The 18,929-nt window shown below is 74.9% G+C and carries 17 protein-coding genes; 5 read left to right on the top strand and 12 right to left on the bottom strand.

From position 1 onward, the window contains the following. Positions 1-158: 158 nt before the first annotated feature. Complete coding sequence (locus ACFC1F_RS11310) at positions 159-1,508, top strand: acyltransferase (RefSeq protein WP_376157294.1); 1,350 nt, start codon at positions 159-161, stop codon at positions 1,506-1,508. A gap of 175 nt (positions 1,509-1,683) precedes the next feature. Here ACFC1F_RS11310 and ACFC1F_RS11305 read toward each other — a convergent pair whose 3' ends face one another. From ACFC1F_RS11305 to ACFC1F_RS11250, 12 genes are all read right to left on the bottom strand, one after another. After that, positions 1,684-2,475 carry a DUF3050 domain-containing protein gene (locus ACFC1F_RS11305; protein ID WP_148640844.1) on the bottom strand — a complete coding sequence of 264 codons (792 nt, stop codon included), beginning with the start codon at positions 2,473-2,475 and terminating at the stop codon, positions 1,684-1,686. Between the two features lie 73 nt (positions 2,476-2,548). Then, the gene (locus tag ACFC1F_RS11300; protein ID WP_209410994.1) at positions 2,549-3,511 is read right to left on the bottom strand and encodes an alpha-ketoacid dehydrogenase subunit beta; all 963 of its coding nucleotides are present in this window, start codon (positions 3,509-3,511) and stop codon (positions 2,549-2,551) included. Further along, the gene (locus ACFC1F_RS11295) at positions 3,508-4,581 is read right to left on the bottom strand and encodes a thiamine pyrophosphate-dependent dehydrogenase E1 component subunit alpha (protein WP_376157293.1); all 1,074 of its coding nucleotides are present in this window, start codon (positions 4,579-4,581) and stop codon (positions 3,508-3,510) included. The genes ACFC1F_RS11300 and ACFC1F_RS11295 overlap by 4 nt, the downstream gene beginning before the upstream one ends. Further along, positions 4,578-5,492, bottom strand: coding sequence for a phytanoyl-CoA dioxygenase family protein (locus tag ACFC1F_RS11290; protein ID WP_376157291.1), 915 nt, complete (start codon positions 5,490-5,492; stop codon positions 4,578-4,580). Before ACFC1F_RS11290 ends, ACFC1F_RS11295 begins: the two co-directional genes overlap by 4 nt. Positions 5,493-5,526: 34 nt before the next feature. Further along, the gene (locus ACFC1F_RS11285; RefSeq protein ID WP_376157290.1) at positions 5,527-6,729 is read right to left on the bottom strand and encodes a VOC family protein; all 1,203 of its coding nucleotides are present in this window, start codon (positions 6,727-6,729) and stop codon (positions 5,527-5,529) included. Between the two features lie 84 nt (positions 6,730-6,813). Then, positions 6,814-8,091, bottom strand: a complete 1,278-nt coding sequence (locus ACFC1F_RS11280) for a beta-ketoacyl-[acyl-carrier-protein] synthase family protein (RefSeq protein ID WP_376157288.1) — start codon at positions 8,089-8,091, stop codon at positions 6,814-6,816. Then, positions 8,088-9,707 carry a class I adenylate-forming enzyme family protein gene (locus ACFC1F_RS11275; protein ID WP_376157287.1) on the bottom strand — a complete coding sequence of 540 codons (1,620 nt, stop codon included), beginning with the start codon at positions 9,705-9,707 and terminating at the stop codon, positions 8,088-8,090. Before ACFC1F_RS11275 ends, ACFC1F_RS11280 begins: the two co-directional genes overlap by 4 nt. A 214-nt stretch (positions 9,708-9,921) precedes the next feature. Beyond that, entirely contained in the window at positions 9,922-10,569 is a 648-nt protein-coding gene (locus tag ACFC1F_RS11270; RefSeq protein WP_376157285.1) for a hypothetical protein, read from the bottom strand. Further along, positions 10,566-11,753 carry a beta-ketoacyl synthase N-terminal-like domain-containing protein gene (locus tag ACFC1F_RS11265; RefSeq protein WP_376157284.1) on the bottom strand — a complete coding sequence of 396 codons (1,188 nt, stop codon included), beginning with the start codon at positions 11,751-11,753 and terminating at the stop codon, positions 10,566-10,568. Before ACFC1F_RS11265 ends, ACFC1F_RS11270 begins: the two co-directional genes overlap by 4 nt. Further along, entirely contained in the window at positions 11,750-12,049 is a 300-nt protein-coding gene (locus tag ACFC1F_RS11260) for an acyl carrier protein (RefSeq protein WP_376157282.1), read from the bottom strand. The genes ACFC1F_RS11265 and ACFC1F_RS11260 overlap by 4 nt, the downstream gene beginning before the upstream one ends. Beyond that, entirely contained in the window at positions 12,046-12,321 is a 276-nt protein-coding gene (locus ACFC1F_RS11255; protein WP_209410986.1) for an acyl carrier protein, read from the bottom strand. Before ACFC1F_RS11255 ends, ACFC1F_RS11260 begins: the two co-directional genes overlap by 4 nt. 201 nt (positions 12,322-12,522) lie before the next feature. Then, positions 12,523-13,947, bottom strand: coding sequence for a class I adenylate-forming enzyme family protein (locus ACFC1F_RS11250; protein ID WP_376157280.1), 1,425 nt, complete (start codon positions 13,945-13,947; stop codon positions 12,523-12,525). A 177-nt stretch (positions 13,948-14,124) separates the two neighbouring features. Here ACFC1F_RS11250 and ACFC1F_RS11245 point away from each other — a divergent pair, with 177 nt between their 5' ends. The 4 genes from ACFC1F_RS11245 (at position 14,125) to ACFC1F_RS11230 (ending at position 18,807) form a co-directional block, all read left to right on the top strand. Continuing rightward, positions 14,125-15,216 carry an alpha-hydroxy acid oxidase gene (locus tag ACFC1F_RS11245; RefSeq protein ID WP_376157279.1) on the top strand — a complete coding sequence of 364 codons (1,092 nt, stop codon included), beginning with the start codon at positions 14,125-14,127 and terminating at the stop codon, positions 15,214-15,216. 232 nt (positions 15,217-15,448) lie between these two features. Further along, on the top strand, positions 15,449-16,219 hold the full coding sequence (locus ACFC1F_RS11240) for a methyltransferase domain-containing protein (protein WP_376157278.1): 771 nt from the start codon (positions 15,449-15,451) through the stop codon (positions 16,217-16,219). A 177-nt stretch (positions 16,220-16,396) separates the two neighbouring features. Continuing rightward, positions 16,397-17,335, top strand: a complete 939-nt coding sequence (locus ACFC1F_RS11235; RefSeq protein WP_376157276.1) for an alpha/beta hydrolase — start codon at positions 16,397-16,399, stop codon at positions 17,333-17,335. Between the two features lie 173 nt (positions 17,336-17,508). Further along, on the top strand, positions 17,509-18,807 hold the full coding sequence (locus ACFC1F_RS11230) for a PLP-dependent aminotransferase family protein (protein ID WP_376157274.1): 1,299 nt from the start codon (positions 17,509-17,511) through the stop codon (positions 18,805-18,807). Positions 18,808-18,929 lie beyond the last annotated feature (122 nt).

Here is an 18,929-nt window from a genome sequence, read left to right as displayed (position 1 = left end):
GCGGGACCGAAAAATTGGACTGGACCACTGGATCGGCGCCGGGCCGCTGCCCTATCGTTCGGGGTGCCGCCCCGCCGTCCGTGGGTGCCGCCCTGTCATTTGCCTTGCACGGCTCCTTCTGCCGTGCACGACTCCTTGCGAGCCCCGGGGATGGACACATGAGCGTCTGGCCGCAGTTGCGCGACTCCCGGCTCGTCCGGGCCGGCCGGGCCCCCGGGACGATCCTGCGCTGCGGGCTGATGGACACCATGCTGGCCGACCTCTCCGTCTCGGTCGTCCTCTTCTTCGAGCAGGCGCTGGACGAGGACCGGCTCGCCGCCGGGCTGGCCCGGGCGCTGGAGCGGGTCCCCGTGTTCGCCGGACGGCTGCGCACCGTCGACGGCGCCCTGGAGGTGGTCTGCGACGACTCCGGTGTCCCGGTGGACGGTTACGACGTCGACGGCACCCTCGCCGAGGCGATGGGCCGGCTCACCTCGGCCGGCGCGCAACTCGTCGACCCGGTGGACGCCCCCGCCGCGCGGGCCGGCGGCGTCCCGCTGCTGACCGTGCGGCTCACCCGGCCCTCCGCCGGCGGCACCGTGCTCGGCTGCTCCTGGCACCACGCGATCGGAGACCTGCAGAGCTTCATGCTGCTGATGCACGCCTGGTCCGCCGCGGTCGAGGGCGAGGAGCTTCCCGAGGCCGAGCTGATCGAGGATCAGGACGCGATGCTCGACGGCCTGTTGCCCGCCGAGGACTGCGGCCGGCCGGGATTCCGGGTGCCCTCGCCGGTCGAGGCCGCCGCCCTGGCCTGCGAGGTGGCGGCCGGGCCCCGGGCCAACCGGACCGTCCAGATCTACTTCGGCGACGACGAAATCGCCCGGATGCGTGCGGACTTCGAGAAGGAGGCGGGTCGGCGTCTCTCCTCGGGCGACGTGATCTGCGCCCATGTCGTCTCGGTCGTCCGCGAGTTGGACGGCGACCGGGAGGAGCGCCGGCTGACCGTCCCGGTCAACGCGCGCCGCCCGCTCGGCCTGCCGGCGTCCCTGGTGGGCAACCTGCTCAGCGAGGTCCACCTCGCGCAGGTACCGGAGGACGGGCCGGCCGCACTCGCCGCCGCCCTCCGGACGGCGGTCGAGGACTTCACCGGGGAGCACCTCAACCTCCGTTCCAACCTGGCCTTCCTGGAGTCGCTCGGACGCGACCGGCTGCGCGACTGCGTGCCGCTCGGCTTCGACCCGGAGCAGCGCCGGTTCAGCTTCTCCAACTGGAGCCGGTTCGGGGCGTACCGGATCCGCTTCCAGGGCTGCCGGCCGGTGTTCTTCAGTCCGGCCGCCAACTACCCGCTGCCGTGGGTCTCCTGGACGGTCGAGGGCTTCCACGGCACCGGGCTGCTCACCACCGTCGTGCTCCCGGCCCGGCTGGCCGCCCGGCTGCGCGGTGCCGAGGGCCGGGCCGCGCTGCACCGCCACCGCGACCCGGCGGACGTGCTGCCGGCGGTGGCCGCCACGGTTCCCAAGGTGCTCTGAAAGGCGCGCTGAGCGGCGTTGGGTGGCGTACCGGTTGGCTTCGGGAGGCGTGTCGGGAGGCGTGTCGGGTGGCGCCCGGGGCGGGCCGCCCGGGGTCATGCCGGGAGCGGGCCCCGGGTCATGCCGGAGGGGGACGGCCGCCACCCGGCCGTCCCCCTCCGCCCTCCCGGTCCGATCAGGCCGGGAAGGCCTCCTCGATCGCCGTCCAGAGCTGCACCCGGGCCCGCAGGGCGAGGCGGACGGTCTCCGCGCAGGCGGCCCACTTGGCGTCGTCGTCGCCGTTGAGGTCGATCAGCATCTGCATCGCCATCGGCGTGTGCTGCTCGCCGTCCACCTCGATGTGCCGGGCGAGGTAGTCCTTGAAGACGGTCAGCGCGCCGTCCGGGTCCTCGATCTTGATGACCTGCGCGAACATGTCGGGGATGAGGTCCTCGCGGCCGAACGCGAAGGCGGCGGCGCGGCAGTGGACCGGGGCGTTCTCGATGATCTCCCAGGTGGTCGAGGTGAAGTCCACGGCGGCCTGCGGAACCCCGGCGCCCTTCAGCGCCTCGGGGACCGCGGTGCCCGAGCGCAGCAGCCCCAGGAAGTCCTCGACCGGCTTGGGGTCGGCGCCGGCCTGCCGCATGCCCTCGACGTACAGCTCGAAGTGGCTGGTGTAGCCCTCGCCGAGCTCGTCGCTCTCCTCCACCAGGACGATCTCGTTGATCAGCCGTCGGCTGGCGGTCGGCCCGTTCGGCACCCACGGCACCTCGACGCTCGTCAGCTCGCGCTGGAGGCTCTTGAGCAGTGACATGAAGTCCCAGACCGCGAAGACGTGCCGGTCCAGGAAGGTGCGGACCCGCCCGATGCTGTTCAGGCCGCCGTAGACGGTGTGGCCGACGACCTCGCGGCGCAGTGGGTCGATGGCCTGCTGGAGGCTGCTCAGGCCGGGGTGCGAACGGTCCCAGTGGTAGCGGTTGGTGGACATGTGGGGCTCCTCACGGGGGAAGGGGCTGGTGCGGGGTTGGTGCTGGTTCGGGTCGGGTGCCGGGTGGGGCGGGCTACTTCATGACGGCGCGCAGGGCGTGCCGCAGCTGTTCCCGGCCGGGCTGGAGGGCGCGGTCGAGGGCGGGGGCGAAGGGGAGCACCGCGCCGTCCGGGCGGGTGACCCGGCGCGGCGGGGCGGTCAGCCGCATCTCCTCGGCGGCGGTGGCCAGCACCTCGGCGCCGATGCCGCAGCTGCGGTTGGAGTCGTCGACGACCACCAGCCGGCCGGTGCGCTCCAGCGAGGCGGCCAGTGCCTCCCAGTCGAAGGGGTGGAGGGTGCGGGGGTCGAGCACCTCGACGGAGATCTCGTCGGCCAGTTCCCCGGCGACCGCCAGTGCGTCGTGCACCAGGTGGCCGACGGCGACCAGGGTGACGTCGGTGCCCTCCCGGTGCACGCGCGCCGAGCCGAGCGGGATCGGCGCCAGTTCCCAGGTGACGGTCTCGCGGACGGGCAGCGCCGCGGCCGGTGCGAACACGATGACCGGGTCGGGGTCGCGGACGGCCGAGCGGAGCAGACCGTAGGCGTCGGTCGGGGTGGCGGGCACGACGGTCTTCACCCCGGCGTGGGCGAACAGGCTGTACGGGTGGTCGGAGTGCTGGCCGGCCCAGCCGTCGCGGGAGCCGGAGCCCGGGACCAGGCAGGTCAGCGGGACGCCCGCCTGGCCGCCGGTCATCAGGGAGAACTTGTGGGCCTGGTTGACGAGTTGCTCGAAGACGAGGAAGAGCAGCGAGGGGATCTGGAACTCCAGAACCGGGCGGTGGCCGGCCAGGGCCGCACCGATCGCCATCGCGGTGAAGGCCTGTTCGGAGAGCGGGGTGTCGACGATCCGCTCCGGTCCGAAGCGGTCGAGCAGCCCGAGGGTCGGACCGGCCAGGCCGGCACCGATGTCCTCGCCGAAGACGCAGACCGCGGGGTCGGCGGCGAGTTCGTCGGCCAGCGCCCGGTTGAGCGCCTTGGTGTAGGAGAGCCTGGTCATCCCACCGCCCCCGCCCGCGGCTGCCGCCCGTCGGCGTACAGGTACGTCAACGCGCCTGCCGGGTCCGGGTGTTCGGAGGCGAGTGCGAACCGCTCGGCCTCCGCGAGCTCGGCGGCCACCTCGGCGTCCAGTTCGGCCGCGCGGGCGTCGCCGATCGCGGCGGCGGCCCGGGGCAGCGGGTCGCGGGCACGCCAGGCGTCCACCTCCTCCGCCGTGCGGTAGTGCAGCTTCATCCGCCGCTCCATGGTGTGGTGGCCCTCGAAGCGGTAGGTGCGGCACTCCAGGAAGCCGGGGCCGCCGCCGGTGCGCGCCCGGTGCACGGCCTCCTCGGCCGCTGCCCGGACGGCCTCGGTGTCCATCCCGTCGACCGTCACCGCCGGGATGCCGAAGGCGGCGGCGCGGCCGACCGCGCTGCCGGCGACCGCGGTGGCGGCGGGCAGCGTGGTCGCGTAGCCGTTGTTCTCGCAGACGAAGACCACAGGCGCCCGCCACATCGCGGCCAGGTTGAGCGCCTCCAGCAGCACGCCCTGGTTGAGCGCTCCGTCGCCGAAGAAGGAGACCGCCACCGTGCCGTCGCCGGCCTGCCGGGCCGCCCAGGCGGCGCCGACCGCGATCGGCGCGCCGGCGCCGACGATGCCGTTGGCGCCCAGGATCCCCAGCGAGAGGTCGGCGGCGTGCATCGAGCCGCCCCGCCCCTGGTTCAACCCGTCGACCCGGCCCGCCAGTTCGGCCAGCAGCCGATGCGGCTCGGCGCCCCGGGCGAGCACGTGGCCGTGGCCGCGGTGGGTGGAGGTGAGCCGGTCGCCGCGGCCCAGCGCGGCGCAGACGCCGACCGCGACGGCCTCCTGCCCGATGTAGGGGTGGATGCCACCGGTGATCACCCCTGACTTCACCAGGCGGAGCGCCAGCTCCTCGAAGCCGCGGATCAGCCGCAGCATCCGGTACCGCTGCGCGGGGCTGCCGAGAGGGGCGACGGGCGTGAGTGGCGTGACGGGTGCGAGCGGCGCACCGGGGACGAGTGGCGCGGCGGGTGCGAGCGGCGCGGCGGGCGTCCGGGTCGGCGCCGTCACCGTGCTCCCCGCCAGAGCGTCGGGCAGATGTCCGGGTCGGTGTAGTCGGGACGGCCGTCGGCGGTGCGGCGGACCACCACGTCGTGGTTGTAGACCACCGTGCCGCCGTCCGGCCGGGTGGCCCTGCGGTACGTGTTGGCGCCGTCCTGGAGGTGCAGCGAGACCGCCCGGCGGGGCGTGGCGGCGAGGTTGGGGCCGCTGCCGTGATAGGTGCGGCAGTGGTGGAAGCTCACGTGCCCGCGCGGGATCGGCATCGGCACCTTGCGGACCTGCTGCCCGTTGAAGCGGGCGTTCTCCGCCAGGAGCTCCTCCAGCTCGGACCGGTCGCGGTGGGCGAAGTGCCGGGTGGAGTCCTCGCCGGAGTCCAGCTCGCGCCAGCGGTGGCTGCCGTCGATCATGGTGATGGTGCCGTTCTCCTCGTGGCAGTCGTGGAACGGCAGGAACGCGGTGAGCATCCGCTCGGAGGACGAGGTCTGCCAGTAGTGCTTGTCGAAGTGCCAGGGCACCTGGTTGCTCGGCTCCTCGGGGACCGGCGGCTTGTAGATCAGCGTCGCCTGGAAGACCCGGATCTCCTCGGCCTCGGCGAGCAGCGCGGCGACGGCGCCGAGCAGCGGCTTGCGCAGGATCGCGCCGATCGCGTCGCTCTCGAAGTGCACGTAGTCGTTGTGCCGCTGGACCGGGCCGTGCGAGGGCTCCCAGGAGGCCAGGTGCGGCGGGCGGACGGGCAGTTGGCGGTCCCGGTGGCCTTCGTAGTACTTCTCGGTGGCGGCCTGGAGCGTGTCCAGCTCCTCGTCGCTGAACAGCCGGCGGGAGAGGTACCAGCCGTGTTCGAGGTAGCCGGCCACCTCCTCGGGGGTGGGCAGCAGCGCGCTCTCGGCCTCGGTGAGCTGGAACTCCGTCGCAGTGGTCATGAGTTGTGGCCTCCTTCGGGCGGTCGGGGGTGGTTCAGGCGGAGGCGACGGCGTTCTGGCGCTCGACGGCCTCGTACAGCGCCTTGATGTTGGCGGTGCCGAAGGTGCCCGCGCCCTGGCGCTCGATCAGCTCCAGGAAGTACGTCCGGCGCGGGTGGGTGGAGCGGGCGAAGATCTGGAACAGCTGCCCGCCGTGGTCCTGGTCGACCAGCACGTCGAGTTCGCGCAGCGTCCCGACCGGGATGGCCGTGCCGCCGAGCCGCTCGGCCAGCGCGTCGTAGTAGGCGCCCGGGGTGCTGAGGAACTCCACGCCGCGGCCGCGGATGGTCCGGACGGCGGTGGCGATGTCGTCGGTGCGGAACGCCAGGTGCTGGACGCCGGCGCCGCCGTGGTCGGCGAGGAAGGTGTCGATCTGGCCGGGGCGGCGGCCGGTGTCGGGCTCGATCAGGGTGAAGGTGACCTCGCCGGAGGCGCTCTGTACGACGCTGGAGTCCATCGCCTGCTCGCCGACCTCGATGTACTCGCCGAAGATCCGGTGCAGGCCGAGCGCGGCCTCGCAGAACCGCACCGCGGGTGCCAGCTCGCCGGCCGGGACGCAGATCGCGGCGTGGTCGAGGGCCTCCAGCAGGGTGCCGGTGCCGGTGCCGGTGGCGGTGGCGGTGGCGGTGGCGTCGGCGTCGGCGTTGGCGGACCGGGACCCGGCCGAGCCGTGACCGCGCTGCGGCTCCTGCCCGCTCGCCGGCTCCTGCCCGGCCTGCGGGTCCTGCCCGGCCTCCGGCGGCTGGGGCACGAACCGCAGGGCCAGGTCGCCGAAACCGGCCACCAGGCGGCCGTCGCGATCCAGCACGCGGGCGCCGTGCCGCTCGGCGCGCTCCAGCGAGGCCTGCGGGTCGGTGCAGCCGAGCGCGATGACCGCGACGCCGTCGCCGTGCCGGGCGACGTACTCGGCGACCGGGTGGGCGGGGTCGGCGGCCGAGAGCAGGTGCAGCCGGATGCCGCCCTGGCGCAGGTGGACGGCGCGCACGCCGCCGGGTGCGGTCGCTCCGGGCCCCTCGGGCACGCCCCGCTCGGCATGGGACTCGCGGGCGACGGACCCCTCGGGGCCGGACTCGATAACGGCGGACTCGCGAGCGACGGACTCCTCGGGTGTGAAGCCGAAGTCGGCGCAGAGGCCGGCCGCGGCCTTGTCGGCGTCCGCGCAATGGAACTCGACATGGGTGATGGACTGGATGGGCAACGGGATCTCCCCGGAAGTGGCGAAGGACGAGTGGCTGGGTGCGTGGTCGGGGCACGACACGGCCGAACGCGGCCGGTCCGGGTGCTAGTCGGCGGACCTGGCCGACCTGGTGGACGCCGGGCCGAAGACCAGGCTCACGTTGTGGCCGCCGAAGGCGAAGGCGTTGCTCAGGGCGGCCCGCAGCGGAACGGACCGGGCGCCGCCCCGGACGTGGTCGAGCGCGCAGGCCGGGTCGGGATCGGTCAGGTTCACCGTCGGCGGCAGCACGCCCCGGGCCACGGCGAGCGCGGTGACGGCCGCCTCCAACGCCCCTGCCGCGCCGAGCAGATGACCGGTTGCACCCTTGGTGGAGCTGACCGCGGGGCCGTGCTCGCCGAAGACGGCGCGCAGTGCGGCGGTCTCGGCGACGTCCCCCAGCCTGGTGCCCGTGCCGTGTGCGTTGACGTAGCCGATGTCGGACGGCGCCAGGCCCGCGCAGGCGAGCGCGGAGCGCATCGCGTCGGCGGCTCCCTCGCCGTCCGGGCGCGGCATCGTCGGGTGGTGGGCGTCGGTGGACGCCCCCCAGCCGGTGAGGTCGGCGTAGCCGGCCGCCCCGCGGGCGTCCGCGTGCCCGGCCCGCTCCAGTACCAGTACGGCGCTGCCCTCGCCCAGTACGAAGCCGTTGCGGCGGGCGTCGAACGGCCGGCTGGCCTGCTCAGGGTCGTCCCAACCGGACGACAGGGCGCGGGCGTTGGTGAAAGCGGAGGCGATCGTCGGGTGAAGGGAAGACTCGCTGCCGCCGCAGACCACCACGTCGGCGTCGCCGGCCCGGATCAGCCGCAGTCCCTCGGCGACGGCCTGGGCACCGGCCGCGCAGGCCGTCACGATCGCCGAACTGAAGCCCCGGATGCCGTGCTTGATGGCGATCCGGGCGGCGGCCATGTTGGAGAGCATGCCGGGGAGCAGGTACGGGGTGACGCCGGGCCGACCGCGCTCCAGCCGGCGGTGCGACTGCTGCTCGAAGGTCTCCAGCCCGCCGCCGCCGGTGGCCAGCACGACGGCGGTGCGGCGCGGGTCGGCGTCCCGGCCCACGACCAGGCCGGCGTCGGCGAGCGCGTCGTCGGCGGCCGCCAGGGCGAGCAGCACGAACCGGTCCACGCAGCGGGCCTCGGTGGGTGGCAGCACCTCGCGCCCGTCCACGGCCGGGGCGAGCCCGGCGGCGGTGAGCCAGCCGTGCGCGGCGTGGCCCTCCGGCAGGGCGCGGATGCCGGAGCGGCCGGCGGTCAGCGCCCCGAAGACCTCGGCGGGCGTGCGGCCGACCGGCGTGACCAGGCCGATGCCGGTGACCACGGCGGCCGGCCGGCCGCTGTCGTGGCCCGTCACCGGCCGGTCGCCGATTCGAGGTGGCGCCGGCGCAGCAGCACCTTGCGGACCTTGCCGGTCGGGCCGAGCGGGATGTCGTCGCCGGTCACCACCAGCACCTGGCGGACGGTGGCCGCGGCGGCCTCGTCGAGTGCGGAGGTGACCGCCTTGGTGCGGTCGGCCGACGGGTCGGCGCCCGGGGCCAGGACCAGCAGCACGTCGGTGACCACCTGCCCGCCGGCCTGCACCGCGACCACCGTGCAGTCCGCCACGTCGGGGCAGGCGGCCAACACCCGTTCCTCCGACATGGCGGTGAACAGGCGCTTGCCGTCGCCGAGTTCGACCGAGTCGACGAGCCGGTCCACGTGGTAGTAGTAGCCCTCCTCGTCCCGGTACATCAGGTCGCCGGTGAGGAAGCGGCCGCGGAGCCTGGTCCGGAAGGTGGTGGCCGAGTCGTTCCAGTAGCCGAGCGCCAGGGTGGGGGAGGAGGTGGCGAGTTCGCCGACCTCGCCCGGCCCGAGCGGCTCGCCGTCCGGTCCGACGACCTCGCAGTCGACGAAGGCGTGCGGGCGTCCGACGCAGCGGCCGTACCGCTCGGTGCCGGGGCCGTGGGTGATGAAGAAGTGCGAGTGGCCCATCTCGGTGGAGCCGAGGCCGTCGACGAACAGCGATCCGGGAAGGCGGACCCGGCCCTCCCGGGTCACCGCCTCGCGGCTGCCGGCCGCGATCAGCCGCCGGATGTGCACCTCGTGGGCGCAGTCTCCGGTGTTCCACCAGAGTGCGACCGACGCCAACTCCCGTGCGGACAGGTCGTGATGGGCCAGCTCGGCCCAGGTGGCGGCGAAGCCGATCACCCCGGTTGGCCGCCAGTCCTCGATCGCGTCCAGCACCCCGGCCCCCGACTGCCGGGAGAGCACGGCGAGTCGGGTGTGGGAGCTGAGCGCCAGGTTGAGGGCGATCAGGGTGGCCGCGTGCGGCGCGGGCAGCGCACTGAGCATCCGCTCCTGCCCCTGCGGGCGGGGCAGCCGGAGGCGGTGCCGGATCGCCGCGTACAGGCTCGCGTGCGAGTGGACGACGGCCTTGGGCATCCCGGTGGTGCCGGAGGAGTGGGTGATCGCCACCGGGTCGCCCGACCAGTGCCGGTAGGGCGCCGGCGCGGCCTCCGGGTCACCCGCGCCGAGCGTGGAGATCTCCGGGAAGGCCGGCGCACCGGCGTCGTGTCCGGCCAGCGCGGCCAGGTGCGCAGGGTCGGCGAGGATGCCGACCGGCCCCAGCTTGGCGATGTAGCGGGCGGCGCGCTCGCCGTCGAGGTTGGGATTGAGCAGGGCCGGGACGGCGCCGAGCCGGGCGAGCGCGAGGAAGGCGAGCACGTGGTCGGCGGCGTCGGAGGCGTACACCACCACCGGGTCGCGGCGGCCGACGCCGAGTGCGTGCAGCGCGGCGGCGCGGGCCCGGACGGCGCGGTCCAGCTCGTGCAGGGTGAAGGGCTGCCAGGCGGCGTGGTCGTCCACCGGGGTGTCGAAGGTCAGCAGCGGTTCGTCCAGACCGAGGCCCAGGGCCAGCCGGCTGGACAGGACGTTGCCGGCGCCGACGTCCGGGTCTTCCGCCAGGAGGGTGCGGATACTGCGGATGCTCACGGTGGTGGATCCTTCCCATGGTGCTGGGCGTACTGCGGCGGGACGCGGCGTGCGGGGCCGCTCGCGCGGGTGCGGGGTGACGGTGTGCGCTCGGGGGGTGTTGTGCGCTCAGGTGGTGCTGTGCGCCCGGGGGACGGCGGCGCGGCCGGGGGCGGTGGTGCGGCGGTGCTACGGCGGTGCTCTCGGGTGACGGTGGTGCGGGTGCTGCGTGCGGTCAGGCGGCGGTGACGAGGACGGCGACGGCCCGGTCCGTGCCGGTCCTGCCGTCGTCCGGTCCGGTGGCCGCCTGCCCGGAGGCGCTGCCCGGTTCGACATCGCCCGGTCCGGTGGCGCTGCGTGGTCCGGCGGCGCCCGGTTCGGAGGCGTCGGCCCGTTCGCCGGGGCCGGGGTCGGCCTGTTCCGCGGCGACGATCAGGACGTGGTCGGCGTCGCCGTCCGTGAGGAGCAGGGCGGCGAGGTCGAGTGCGTCCTGCGGCAGCCCGTCCGGTGGCGCCTCCACCGGGCTGATCGCCACCACGGGCCCGGTTAGGCCCCAGCGGGCGGCGATGTGCCCGAGGACGGCGTTCGGGTTGGACTGGAAGAACAGCAGCGGAGGCACCCGCCGACCGGAGGACGCGGCCTCCTCGATGGCCCGGGCGGTGGCGCGGTCGCCGCCGACGCTGGCCAGCAGCAGGGCGGTCCGGCCGGGCGCCGGGGCGGCGCCGTGGTGGGCGCGCAGGCAGCGCTCGGCGGCCTCGGCGACCAGCGGGTTGAAGGAGGAGGCGGAGAAGCCGGGGAGCGGGGGCAGCCGGTCGGGCAGGTCGGGGGCGGCGCGGTCGGGGTCCGGCCAGCGGGCCCGGGAGAGGACGCGCAGCTCGGTCATGGGGCGGCCACCAGGAGTGCGGTGTTGGCGCCGCCGAAGGCGGAGTTGAGGGTGAGCGCGTAGCGCGGCCGGGCGGTGCGCGGGCCGTCGAGGACGAGGTCGAGGCCGACGTCCGGGTCCGGGCCGAGCCAGCCGGCGTTGACCGGCAGTCTGCCGTCGCCCAACGTAGCTATGGTGACAGCCAGTTCGAGGAGTGCGGAGGCCTCCAGGGCGTGACCGTGGACGGACTTGCTGGAGCTCACCGGCAGTCGTTCGGCGTGCGCCCCGAAGACCCGGCGCAGTGCACTCGCCTCGGCCCGGTCGGCCAGTGGCGAGCCGGTGCCGTTGGCGTTGACGTAGCCGATCTCCGCCGGGTCGACGCCGGCCCGGGCGAGTGCTGCGTGAACGGCCCGCGCCGCGCCCTCGCCGTCCGGCTCGGGGCGGCAGACGTGGTGGGCGTCGCCGGTCCGGCCCCAGCCGGCCAGCCGGGCGAGCACGGTCGCGCCGCGCCGCTCGGCGGCGGGCTCGGCCTCGACGAGCACGGCCGCCGCCGCGTCGCCGAGCAGGGTGCCGGTGCGGCCCGCGCTGAACGGGCGCAGCTCGCCGTCGCGGGAGAGCGCCCGGCCCGCGTCGAAGGCCGCGAAGACGCCCGGCTCGACCAGGTGTCCGGCCGCGACCAGCACCCGGGGGTGCCGCCCGACGGCGACCAGTGCGGCGGCGTCGGCCACCGCGGTGCCGGCCGCGACGCAGGCGCCGGTGTAGACCCGGGTGACGCCGGGGACTGCCCACGCGGCGGCCGCCCCGGTGGCGACGGCCGTGGTGACCGCCCGGGTGCGCAGGTCGCTGTGGAGCGCGAGCAGGACGGGCATCCCCGGGCGGCCCGGGCCGGCGTGCTCAGTGGCCCCGGCATACTCGGTGGGATCGGCATGCTCGGTGGCCCCGGCTGGCAGGCCGGCCTGGAGGCAGGCCTGGTCCACGGCGTCCAGGACCGCCTCGGCCAGCCCCGTCGGCTCGGGCAGCAGCGCGGCCCGGGTGGTGCGGCGGGCGGAGACGTCGAACCGGGTCACCGTGGTGAAGGCGGTCTTGCCGTGGGCGGCGGCCTCGGCGAGCGCGCCGAGCCCGGTGCCGGCCGCACTGAGCACGCCGACACCGGTGATCACCGGCCGGACGGCGGCGCCGGCGACGGGCGGGGCGTGGCCGGTCATGACGGTGCGGCCCCGGGCGTTGCGGGAACGGGTGCGGCCGGCGAACTCCCGGCCTCGGCCAGGACGGCGGCGCGGAGTACCGCGGTGGCGTCGTCCACGGTCCGGATCGCCTCGAAGGCCTCGTCGTCGAGGTCCGCCTCGATGCCGTAACGCTGCTCGAACTCGGCGATCAACCAGGTGAGTTCGAGTGATCCGAGCTCCTCGGGGACGGAGTCGGCGGCGCGCTGCCCGAACGCCGCCAGGATCTCCACCACCTCGGCCCGGTCCGGGAGGCCGGGGCCGGTCACGCCGGTCACGCCGGGCTGCCCGAGGTGGCCGCGGAGGCGGCGACGCGGTCGGCGACGTCGGCGGTGAACTGGTCCAGCGTCATCAGTGCGGTGCTCTCCATCTCGTCCAGGTCGAACTTGACCCCGAACTCGTCCTCGACCTGCACGGAGAGGTCGGCGAGGGCGAGCGACTCCAGGTCGAGTCCGGCCGGGCCGAGGTCGGTGTCGCCGGTGACCTCGGAGACGTCGTACTGCATCTCGGCCAGCGCGGCGAGGACGAACTCGCGGATGCGGTCCTGCATGGTGTGCTCCTTGGTGCCTGCACGCGGCGGCGCGTGCGGTTTGTCGGGGAATTCCGTTCGGGTACGACGGGAGGGCCGGTCCGGTCCGCGGTGAAGGTGCCGCGGGGACGGAGGGGTGTTCGCGTCGGCCCGGCCGGGAAGGGCAATGCGGATATTGCGTTCGGACGGGTGGGCGGAGCGGGTCCGGCGGGGAACCGCGGTTCAGCGGGCGGCCGCGCGCAGGGCGGCCGGGTCGCGCAGCAGCTTTCCGGTGGCGGTGCGCGGCAGCTGCGGCAGGAAGGCCAGCCGGCGGGGCCGCTTGTAGGCGGCGAGCTCCCGGACCAGCCTCTCCTGGACGAGCGTGCGGTCCGCACCGTCCTCGGTGGCGAGGTACGCCTCGATGGCGCCCTCGTCGAAGACCACCACGGCCTCGCGGACGTCCGGCAGGGCCGCCAGGGTCTGCTCGACCTCCGTGAGGTCCACCTTGAGCCCGCCGATCGAGACCTGCGAGTCCCGTCGGCCGAGCACGGTGACCAGTCCGGTGGCCGGCTCCAGGACCGCGGCGTCCCGGGTGTGCAGCCAGCCGTCCGACCAGCGGGTCGGGTCGTCCAGGCCGGGGTACGGCGAGGCGGCCGTCCCGATCTGCAACTCCCCGTCCACCAGCCGGAGGTCCATACCGTCCACCGGCTGTTTGGCCGGGTGCAGCCGGCCGTTCAGGTCGGTGGCGATGACGCCGAGTTCGGTCATCCCGTACATGGTGCCCAGCGGGACGCCGTACGCCGCGGTGAAGGCGCCCGGCAGGCCCGGGCGGACCAGCTCCCCGGCCACCACCATCCGCCGCAGCCGGGGCAACGGGGGTGGCGAGGCCGTGCCGGCCAGCAGTTCGGCGTGGAAGGGGACGCCGATCACGGTGGTCGGCCGTTCCTGTTCCGCGGCGACGGCGGCGAGGATGCCCGCGGCCGTCATCCGGGCCGGCACGGTCAGCGGTGCGCGGGCGTGCAGGCTGTTCAGCAGTCCGCCGACCAGCCCGAGCACGTGCACCACCGAGGAGAGCAGCACCACCCGGTCGCCCTCGCCAGGGAAGTCCACCAGCTTGCGGTAGCAGGTGAGTTCACGGACGAGGTCGCCGGCGGTGCGGGCGATGACCTTGGCCGGACCGGTGGATCCGGAGCTGAGCTGGACCAGCACATGGCCGGTGGCCGCCGGTCGCCCGCCCGGCAGCCGGACGGCCACCGGATCGACCTCGGAGAAGCCGCGCAGCGCCGCCGAGGTCCGGTGCTCGGACCCTACCAGCACCTGCGGGGCCAGCCGCCCGACCGCGAGGCCGACCTCGTGGTCGGTCAGCCGGTGGTCCAACAGGGCCACCTGGGCGCGCAGTTGCCAGCAGGCCAGCAGGACGGCGACGAAGCCCAGCGAGGGCGGCAGCCGCAGTGCGGCCGTTCCGCCCGGCGCCAGGCCGGCCGCGGTCAGCCGCTCGACCTGCTCGCCGACCAGGGCGCGCAGCGCGTCACGGTCGACGGGTGTGCCGAAGTGAAGGCACTCCTCGCCCCCGGGGCCGGCCAGCAGCAACCGTTCCACCCAGTCGTGGGGGGCGTCGGCGTGCGGCGGTGAAGAGGGCGGAAGTGATGAGAGGGAAATGCCGGTCAACGCCACTCCACGCAGTGAGGAGATTTGACATGGACGCCGTTCTCAACCAATACGGTCAATTCCGTTGCCAGACCTTTGCACAGACGATTGGTCAAATCAAGGTCTATACCAATCTGGTGCAGACCTCCTACGCTGCGGAACCGGGACTGGTCCGAGCGCGGCCGTCCGGGAGCGAGGATGCCCGTGGGACTACTCACGCTGGCCGGGATCGAGCGCGCTGCACGCGCCCAACTTCCCGCAGAAATATGGGACTTCATCGAGGGTGGCAGCGAAGCGGAACGCACCCTTACGGGGAACCGGGAAATGTTCGGCCGCCACGCACTGCGGCCGCGCACACTCGTCGACGTCTCCGCCTGCTCGACCGCCGTGCGGCTGCTCGGATCCGACCTCCAACTCCCGGTCGGCATTGCCCCGATGGCCTACCACCGGCTGGTCGATCCGGACGGCGAGACGGCGACCGCCCGGGCAGCCGGACGGACAGGGGCTCTGCTCGTCGCCGGGATCTTCGCCAGCCGCACCCTCGAATCCATCGCCGCCGCGGCCACCGGGCCGCTCTGGCTCCAGCTCTACTGGCTGCGCCGCCGCGACGCGCTCGCCGCGCTGATCGAACGGGCCGAGGCGGCCGGCTTCACCGCCCTGATGCTGACCGTCGACGCCCCCCGGATAGGCCGGCGCCTGCGCGACCTGCGCAACGGCTTCGCCGTCCCGCCGCAGATCCGCGCCGTCAACCTCGACCCGGAGCTGATGGCCGCCAGTCACCGGGCCGGCGCCGGCTCCTCCGGCATCGCCGACCACGCGCTGGAACAGTTCGACCCCACCCTGACCTGGGCGGACCTGGCCTGGCTGCGCGAACGCACCCGCCTTCCGCTGGTCCTCAAGGGCGTCCTGACGGCCGAGGACGCCCGGCTCGCCGCCGAGCACGGGGTGGACGCCGTCGTGGTCTCCAACCACGGCGGGCGCCAGCTGGACGGAGCGCTGCCCGCCCTCGCCGCCCTCCCCGAGGTCGCCTCCGCCCTCCCGCCGGAGGTGCCGGCCCTGCTCGACGGCGGCGTCCGCACCGGCACCGACATCGCGGTCGCACTCGCCCTCGGCGCCCGCGCCGTGCTGGTCGGCCGCCCGGTGCTCTGGGGGCTCGCCACCGGGGGAGAGGACGGCGTGGCCCGCGTCCTCGGCCTGCTCCGCGACGAACTGGAGCACACGCTAGCCCTGTTGGGCCGCCCCACGCCCGCCGCCTTGGACCGCTCGGCCCTCGCGCCCTGGCCCGTCTGACCACGGCCAGGCTGCCCGAAGGGCCGCCCGCCGAGGCGCGCGGCGCGAAGCCCGGGGCGCCCTGCGCACGTGACGCGCCGCCCGTTCGAAGCGTTCCCGCACACCCCGGGCGGGCGTCCCGCACCCCGGCTCCGGGCCACCCGGTGCCCGCCCACAGCCCGGCAGCGCCGACAGCTCGTACAACCCCGACAGCTCGTACAACCCCCGCAGCCCCGACAGAAGGACCGACGCCATGAAGAACCAGGACGCCTTCCCCGGCTGGGACTGGGACGACCCCGAGGGCCTCGCCGCCCGCCTCGACGAGGTCAGCGACCGGGTCGCCACCTGCAAGACCCTCGAACCGGCCGACCGGCTCCCGCACGACCACCACGACTTCCGCGAACTCGGTCTGACCGGCATCGAGTTCGCCGCCTTCCGGACGGCCCACCCGGCCGGCCTCGGCACCGACCTCACCGCCCTGACCAGCCCCGACACCGCCACCGAGCAGGGCACCCTCTACCGCGTCGACGGCGACCGCTGGTTCACCCAGCTCGACATCGGCCGGCCGCTGCCCTTCGCCGACGCCAGCGTCGACTGGGTCTACGCCGAGCACCTGATCGAGCACGTCACCCTGCCGGTCGCCGTCGGCTGGCTGCGGGAGGCCCGGCGCGTGCTGCGTCCCGGGGGCGTCCTGCGCCTCACCACCCCCGACCTGGCCCGCTACCTGGTCGGCTACGCCACCAACGACGGCTTCCTCGCCAAGCACCGCCGCCGCCTCACCACCATGGGCTTCGGCCCGCCGATGCCCGACCGCCCGGCCTTCCTCGTCAACCAGATCTTCCGCCACTACGGCCACCAGTGGATCTACGACCTCGACGAGCTGCGCCACGTCCTCACCCGGGCCGGCTTCGAGCCGGGCCAGATCCGTCACTGCGCCTACCGCCGGGGCAGCCGCGCCGACGTCGCCGACCTCGACACCGCGTTCCGCACGGACGAGACGATCTACGTCGAGGCGGACCGCTGACCCGGAGTCCGCGGCCCCCACCCCCTGAGTCCGAAACCCTGACACCGAACCGCTGACCCCGAACCGCTGACCCGAATCGCCGGCCCCGGGCCGTAGGCTCCGAACCGCCGATCCCCGGCCGTCGGCCCCGAGCGGCCGACCCCGGGTGCGCGAACCCCCAGTCCGATGGGACGATCCATGCCACTTCACCCCCAGGCCCGAGCGCTGCGCGAACGCCGCGCGCAGGCCGGCACGCCACCGCTCTACACCCTCACCCCGGCCCAGGCCAGAGCCGCCGACCTCGCCGACGTCCGGGCCGCCGCCGGCACCCCCGAACCCGTCGCCGCCGTGGAGGAGCACCGCATCCCCGGCCCGGGCGGCGAACTGACGCTCCGTCTCTACCGCCCCGGGCAGGCCGACGGCGAAGCGCTCCCGGCCCTGCTCTACCTCTTCGGCGGGGGCTGGACCCTCGGTTCGCCGGACACCAGCGACGCGATCTGCCGCCGCCTCACCAACGCCGTCGGCTGCGTCACGGCCTCGGTCGGCTACCGCCTGGCCCCCGAGCACCCCTTCCCCGCCGCCGTCCACGACTGCCGCGCCGCCGCCCACTGGCTGGCCGGGCACGCCGCGGACCTCGGCATCGACCCGGGGCGCCTGGCCGTCGGCGGCGACAGCGCGGGCGGCAACCTCGCCGCCGTCCTCACCCTGCTCGCCCGTGACGAGGGCGGGCCGGCCATGCGCCACCAGCTGCTCGTCTACCCGAACACCGACCACCGGGCGGACACCGCCTCGCTGCGCGAACACGACGACCCGGCGCTCTTCAACCGCCGCTCGGTCGCCTGGTACTGGGGCCACTACCTCGCCGACCCCGCCGACGGCGACCACCCGCACGCCTCCCCCCTGCGCGCCCCGAGCCTCGCCGGCCTGCCGCCCGCCACCGTGATCACCGCCGAGTACGACCCGCTGCGGGACGAGGGCGAGCACTACGCCGAGGCGCTGCGGGCGGCGGGCGTCGCCGTGGAGTCCCGGCGGTACGCGGGTATGCCGCACGGCTTCTTCGCCATGACGGGCGTCCTCGACGCGGCCGGCGCCGCCCAGGAGTACGCCGCCGAGCGGCTGCGCGAGGCCCTCCGGTGAGCGCGCCCGAGCCGGCGGGTGCGGTCCATCCCCCGGGTGCGGTCCATCCGGCGGGTGCGGTTCATCCGGCGGGTGCGGTTCATCCGGCGGGCGCCCCTGAGCTCACGGGCGCGCCCGGGTCCACGGGCGTCCGCCAGCCCACAGTCGCCCCCGATCCGGTCCCGCCGCTGGCGTTGGAAGAGCTGCACGCCTCCCTCGCGGATCCGCTGCTGGACGCGATGACCTTCCTCAACGAGGTCACCACCCGCTACCCCAGGGCCGTGTCCTTCGCTCCCGGCCGCCCGTACGAGGGCTTCTTCGAACCGGAGGACGTCCACACCTACCTGGACGCCTACCTCGACCACCTGGCGGCCGCCGGCACGGGCCGGGACGCCGTCCGCACCACGCTCTTCCAGTACGGGCCGACCAAGGGCATCATCGCCGACCTGGTCGCCCGGACCCTCGCCAACGACGAGGGCCTCGCCGTCCCGCCCGAGGCCCTGGTGCTGACCGTCGGGGCCCAGGAGGGCATGCTGCTGACACTGCGCGCCCTCTGCACGGGCCCGGACGACGTCCTGCTGGTCAGCTCGCCCTGCTACGTCGGCGTGACCGGCGCCGCCCGGCTGCTGGACCTGACCAGCGTCCCGGTGCCGGAGGGCCCCGACGGCGGACCCGACCCGGAGGCCGTCCGCACCGCCGCCCGCGCCGTGCGGGCCGCGGGGCGGCGCCCGCGCGCCCTGTACGTCGTCCCCGACTTCGCCAACCCGTCCGGCGCCAGCATGCCGCTCCCCGCCAGGGCCCGGCTGCTGGACGCGGCGGCCGAGGAGGGCCTGCTGGTCGTCGAGGACAACCCGTACGGCTTCTTCGCCCGCAGGCCGGGCGAGCGGCCGACGCTGAAGGCGCTGGACCGCCGCCGCCAGGTCGTCTACCTCGGCTCCTTCGCCAAGACCTGCTTCCCCGGCGCCCGCCTCGGCTACGTCGTGGCCGACCAGGAGGTGGCCGGGCCCGGCGGGCGGCGCTCGTTGCTGGCGGACGAGCTGGCGAAGCTGAAGAGCATGACGACGGTCAACACGCCCGCGCTCAGCCAGGCCGTGATCGGCGGCATGCTGCTGCGCCACGACTGCCGTCTGCGTGCCGCCAACGCCCCGGCGACGGCCCACTACGCGGCCAACCTGACCGTGCTGCTGCGGGAGTTGGAGCTTTACTTCCCTTCCTCGGAGCGCCGCCGGCTGGGGGTGTCCTGGAACCGGCCGGAGGGCGGCTTCTTCGCCGTGCTGACGGTGCCCTTCGCGGCCGACGAGGCGGCCATGGAGCGGTGCGCCCGGGACCACGGCGTGCTCTGGACGCCGATGGCGCCGTTCTACCCGGCCGGCGGGGGAGAGCGCAGGCTACGGCTCTCCGTCAGTTCACTGACAGAAAGTCAGATCGTGGACGGGGTGGCCGCGCTGGCCCGCTTCGTCTGCGAGGAGAGTGCGTCCGATCCGGACGAGTGACACCGGCGGTGCGGAGGCGACCGTCTGCACCGGGGCGGGGGGGGGGCCCCCCAGGTGGCCCCCCCCCCCCCCGGCCTGCCCCCCCCCACCCCCCCCAACCCCCCCGGCCCGGCCCACACCCA

The organism is Kitasatospora sp. NPDC056181 (assembly GCF_042266225.1).
Classification (GTDB): Bacteria; Actinomycetota; Actinomycetes; order Streptomycetales; family Streptomycetaceae; genus Kitasatospora.
The sequence above is the reverse complement of the archived record's forward strand: the minus strand, read 5'-3'. Positions and strand labels throughout refer to the sequence as shown.

Bases quoted from the DNA above. Each gene is read 5' to 3' on its own strand.
- ACFC1F_RS11290 (WP_376157291.1), bottom strand. From the start codon at position 5,492: ATGACCACTGCGACGGAGTTCCAGCTCACCGAGGCCGAGAGCGCGCTG.
- ACFC1F_RS11300 (WP_209410994.1), bottom strand. From the start codon at position 3,511: ATGACCAGGCTCTCCTACACCAAGGCGCTCAACCGGGCGCTGGCCGAC.
- ACFC1F_RS11235 (WP_376157276.1), top strand. From the start codon at position 16,397: ATGCCACTTCACCCCCAGGCCCGAGCGCTGCGCGAACGCCGCGCGCAG.
- ACFC1F_RS11270 (WP_376157285.1), bottom strand. From the start codon at position 10,569: ATGACCGAGCTGCGCGTCCTCTCCCGGGCCCGCTGGCCGGACCCCGAC.
- ACFC1F_RS11265 (WP_376157284.1), bottom strand. From the start codon at position 11,753: ATGACCGGCCACGCCCCGCCCGTCGCCGGCGCCGCCGTCCGGCCGGTG.
- ACFC1F_RS11310 (WP_376157294.1), top strand. From the start codon at position 159: ATGAGCGTCTGGCCGCAGTTGCGCGACTCCCGGCTCGTCCGGGCCGGC.
- ACFC1F_RS11305 (WP_148640844.1), bottom strand. From the start codon at position 2,475: ATGTCCACCAACCGCTACCACTGGGACCGTTCGCACCCCGGCCTGAGC.
- ACFC1F_RS11245 (WP_376157279.1), top strand. From the start codon at position 14,125: ATGCCCGTGGGACTACTCACGCTGGCCGGGATCGAGCGCGCTGCACGC.
- ACFC1F_RS11240 (WP_376157278.1), top strand. From the start codon at position 15,449: ATGAAGAACCAGGACGCCTTCCCCGGCTGGGACTGGGACGACCCCGAG.
- ACFC1F_RS11255 (WP_209410986.1), bottom strand. From the start codon at position 12,321: ATGCAGGACCGCATCCGCGAGTTCGTCCTCGCCGCGCTGGCCGAGATG.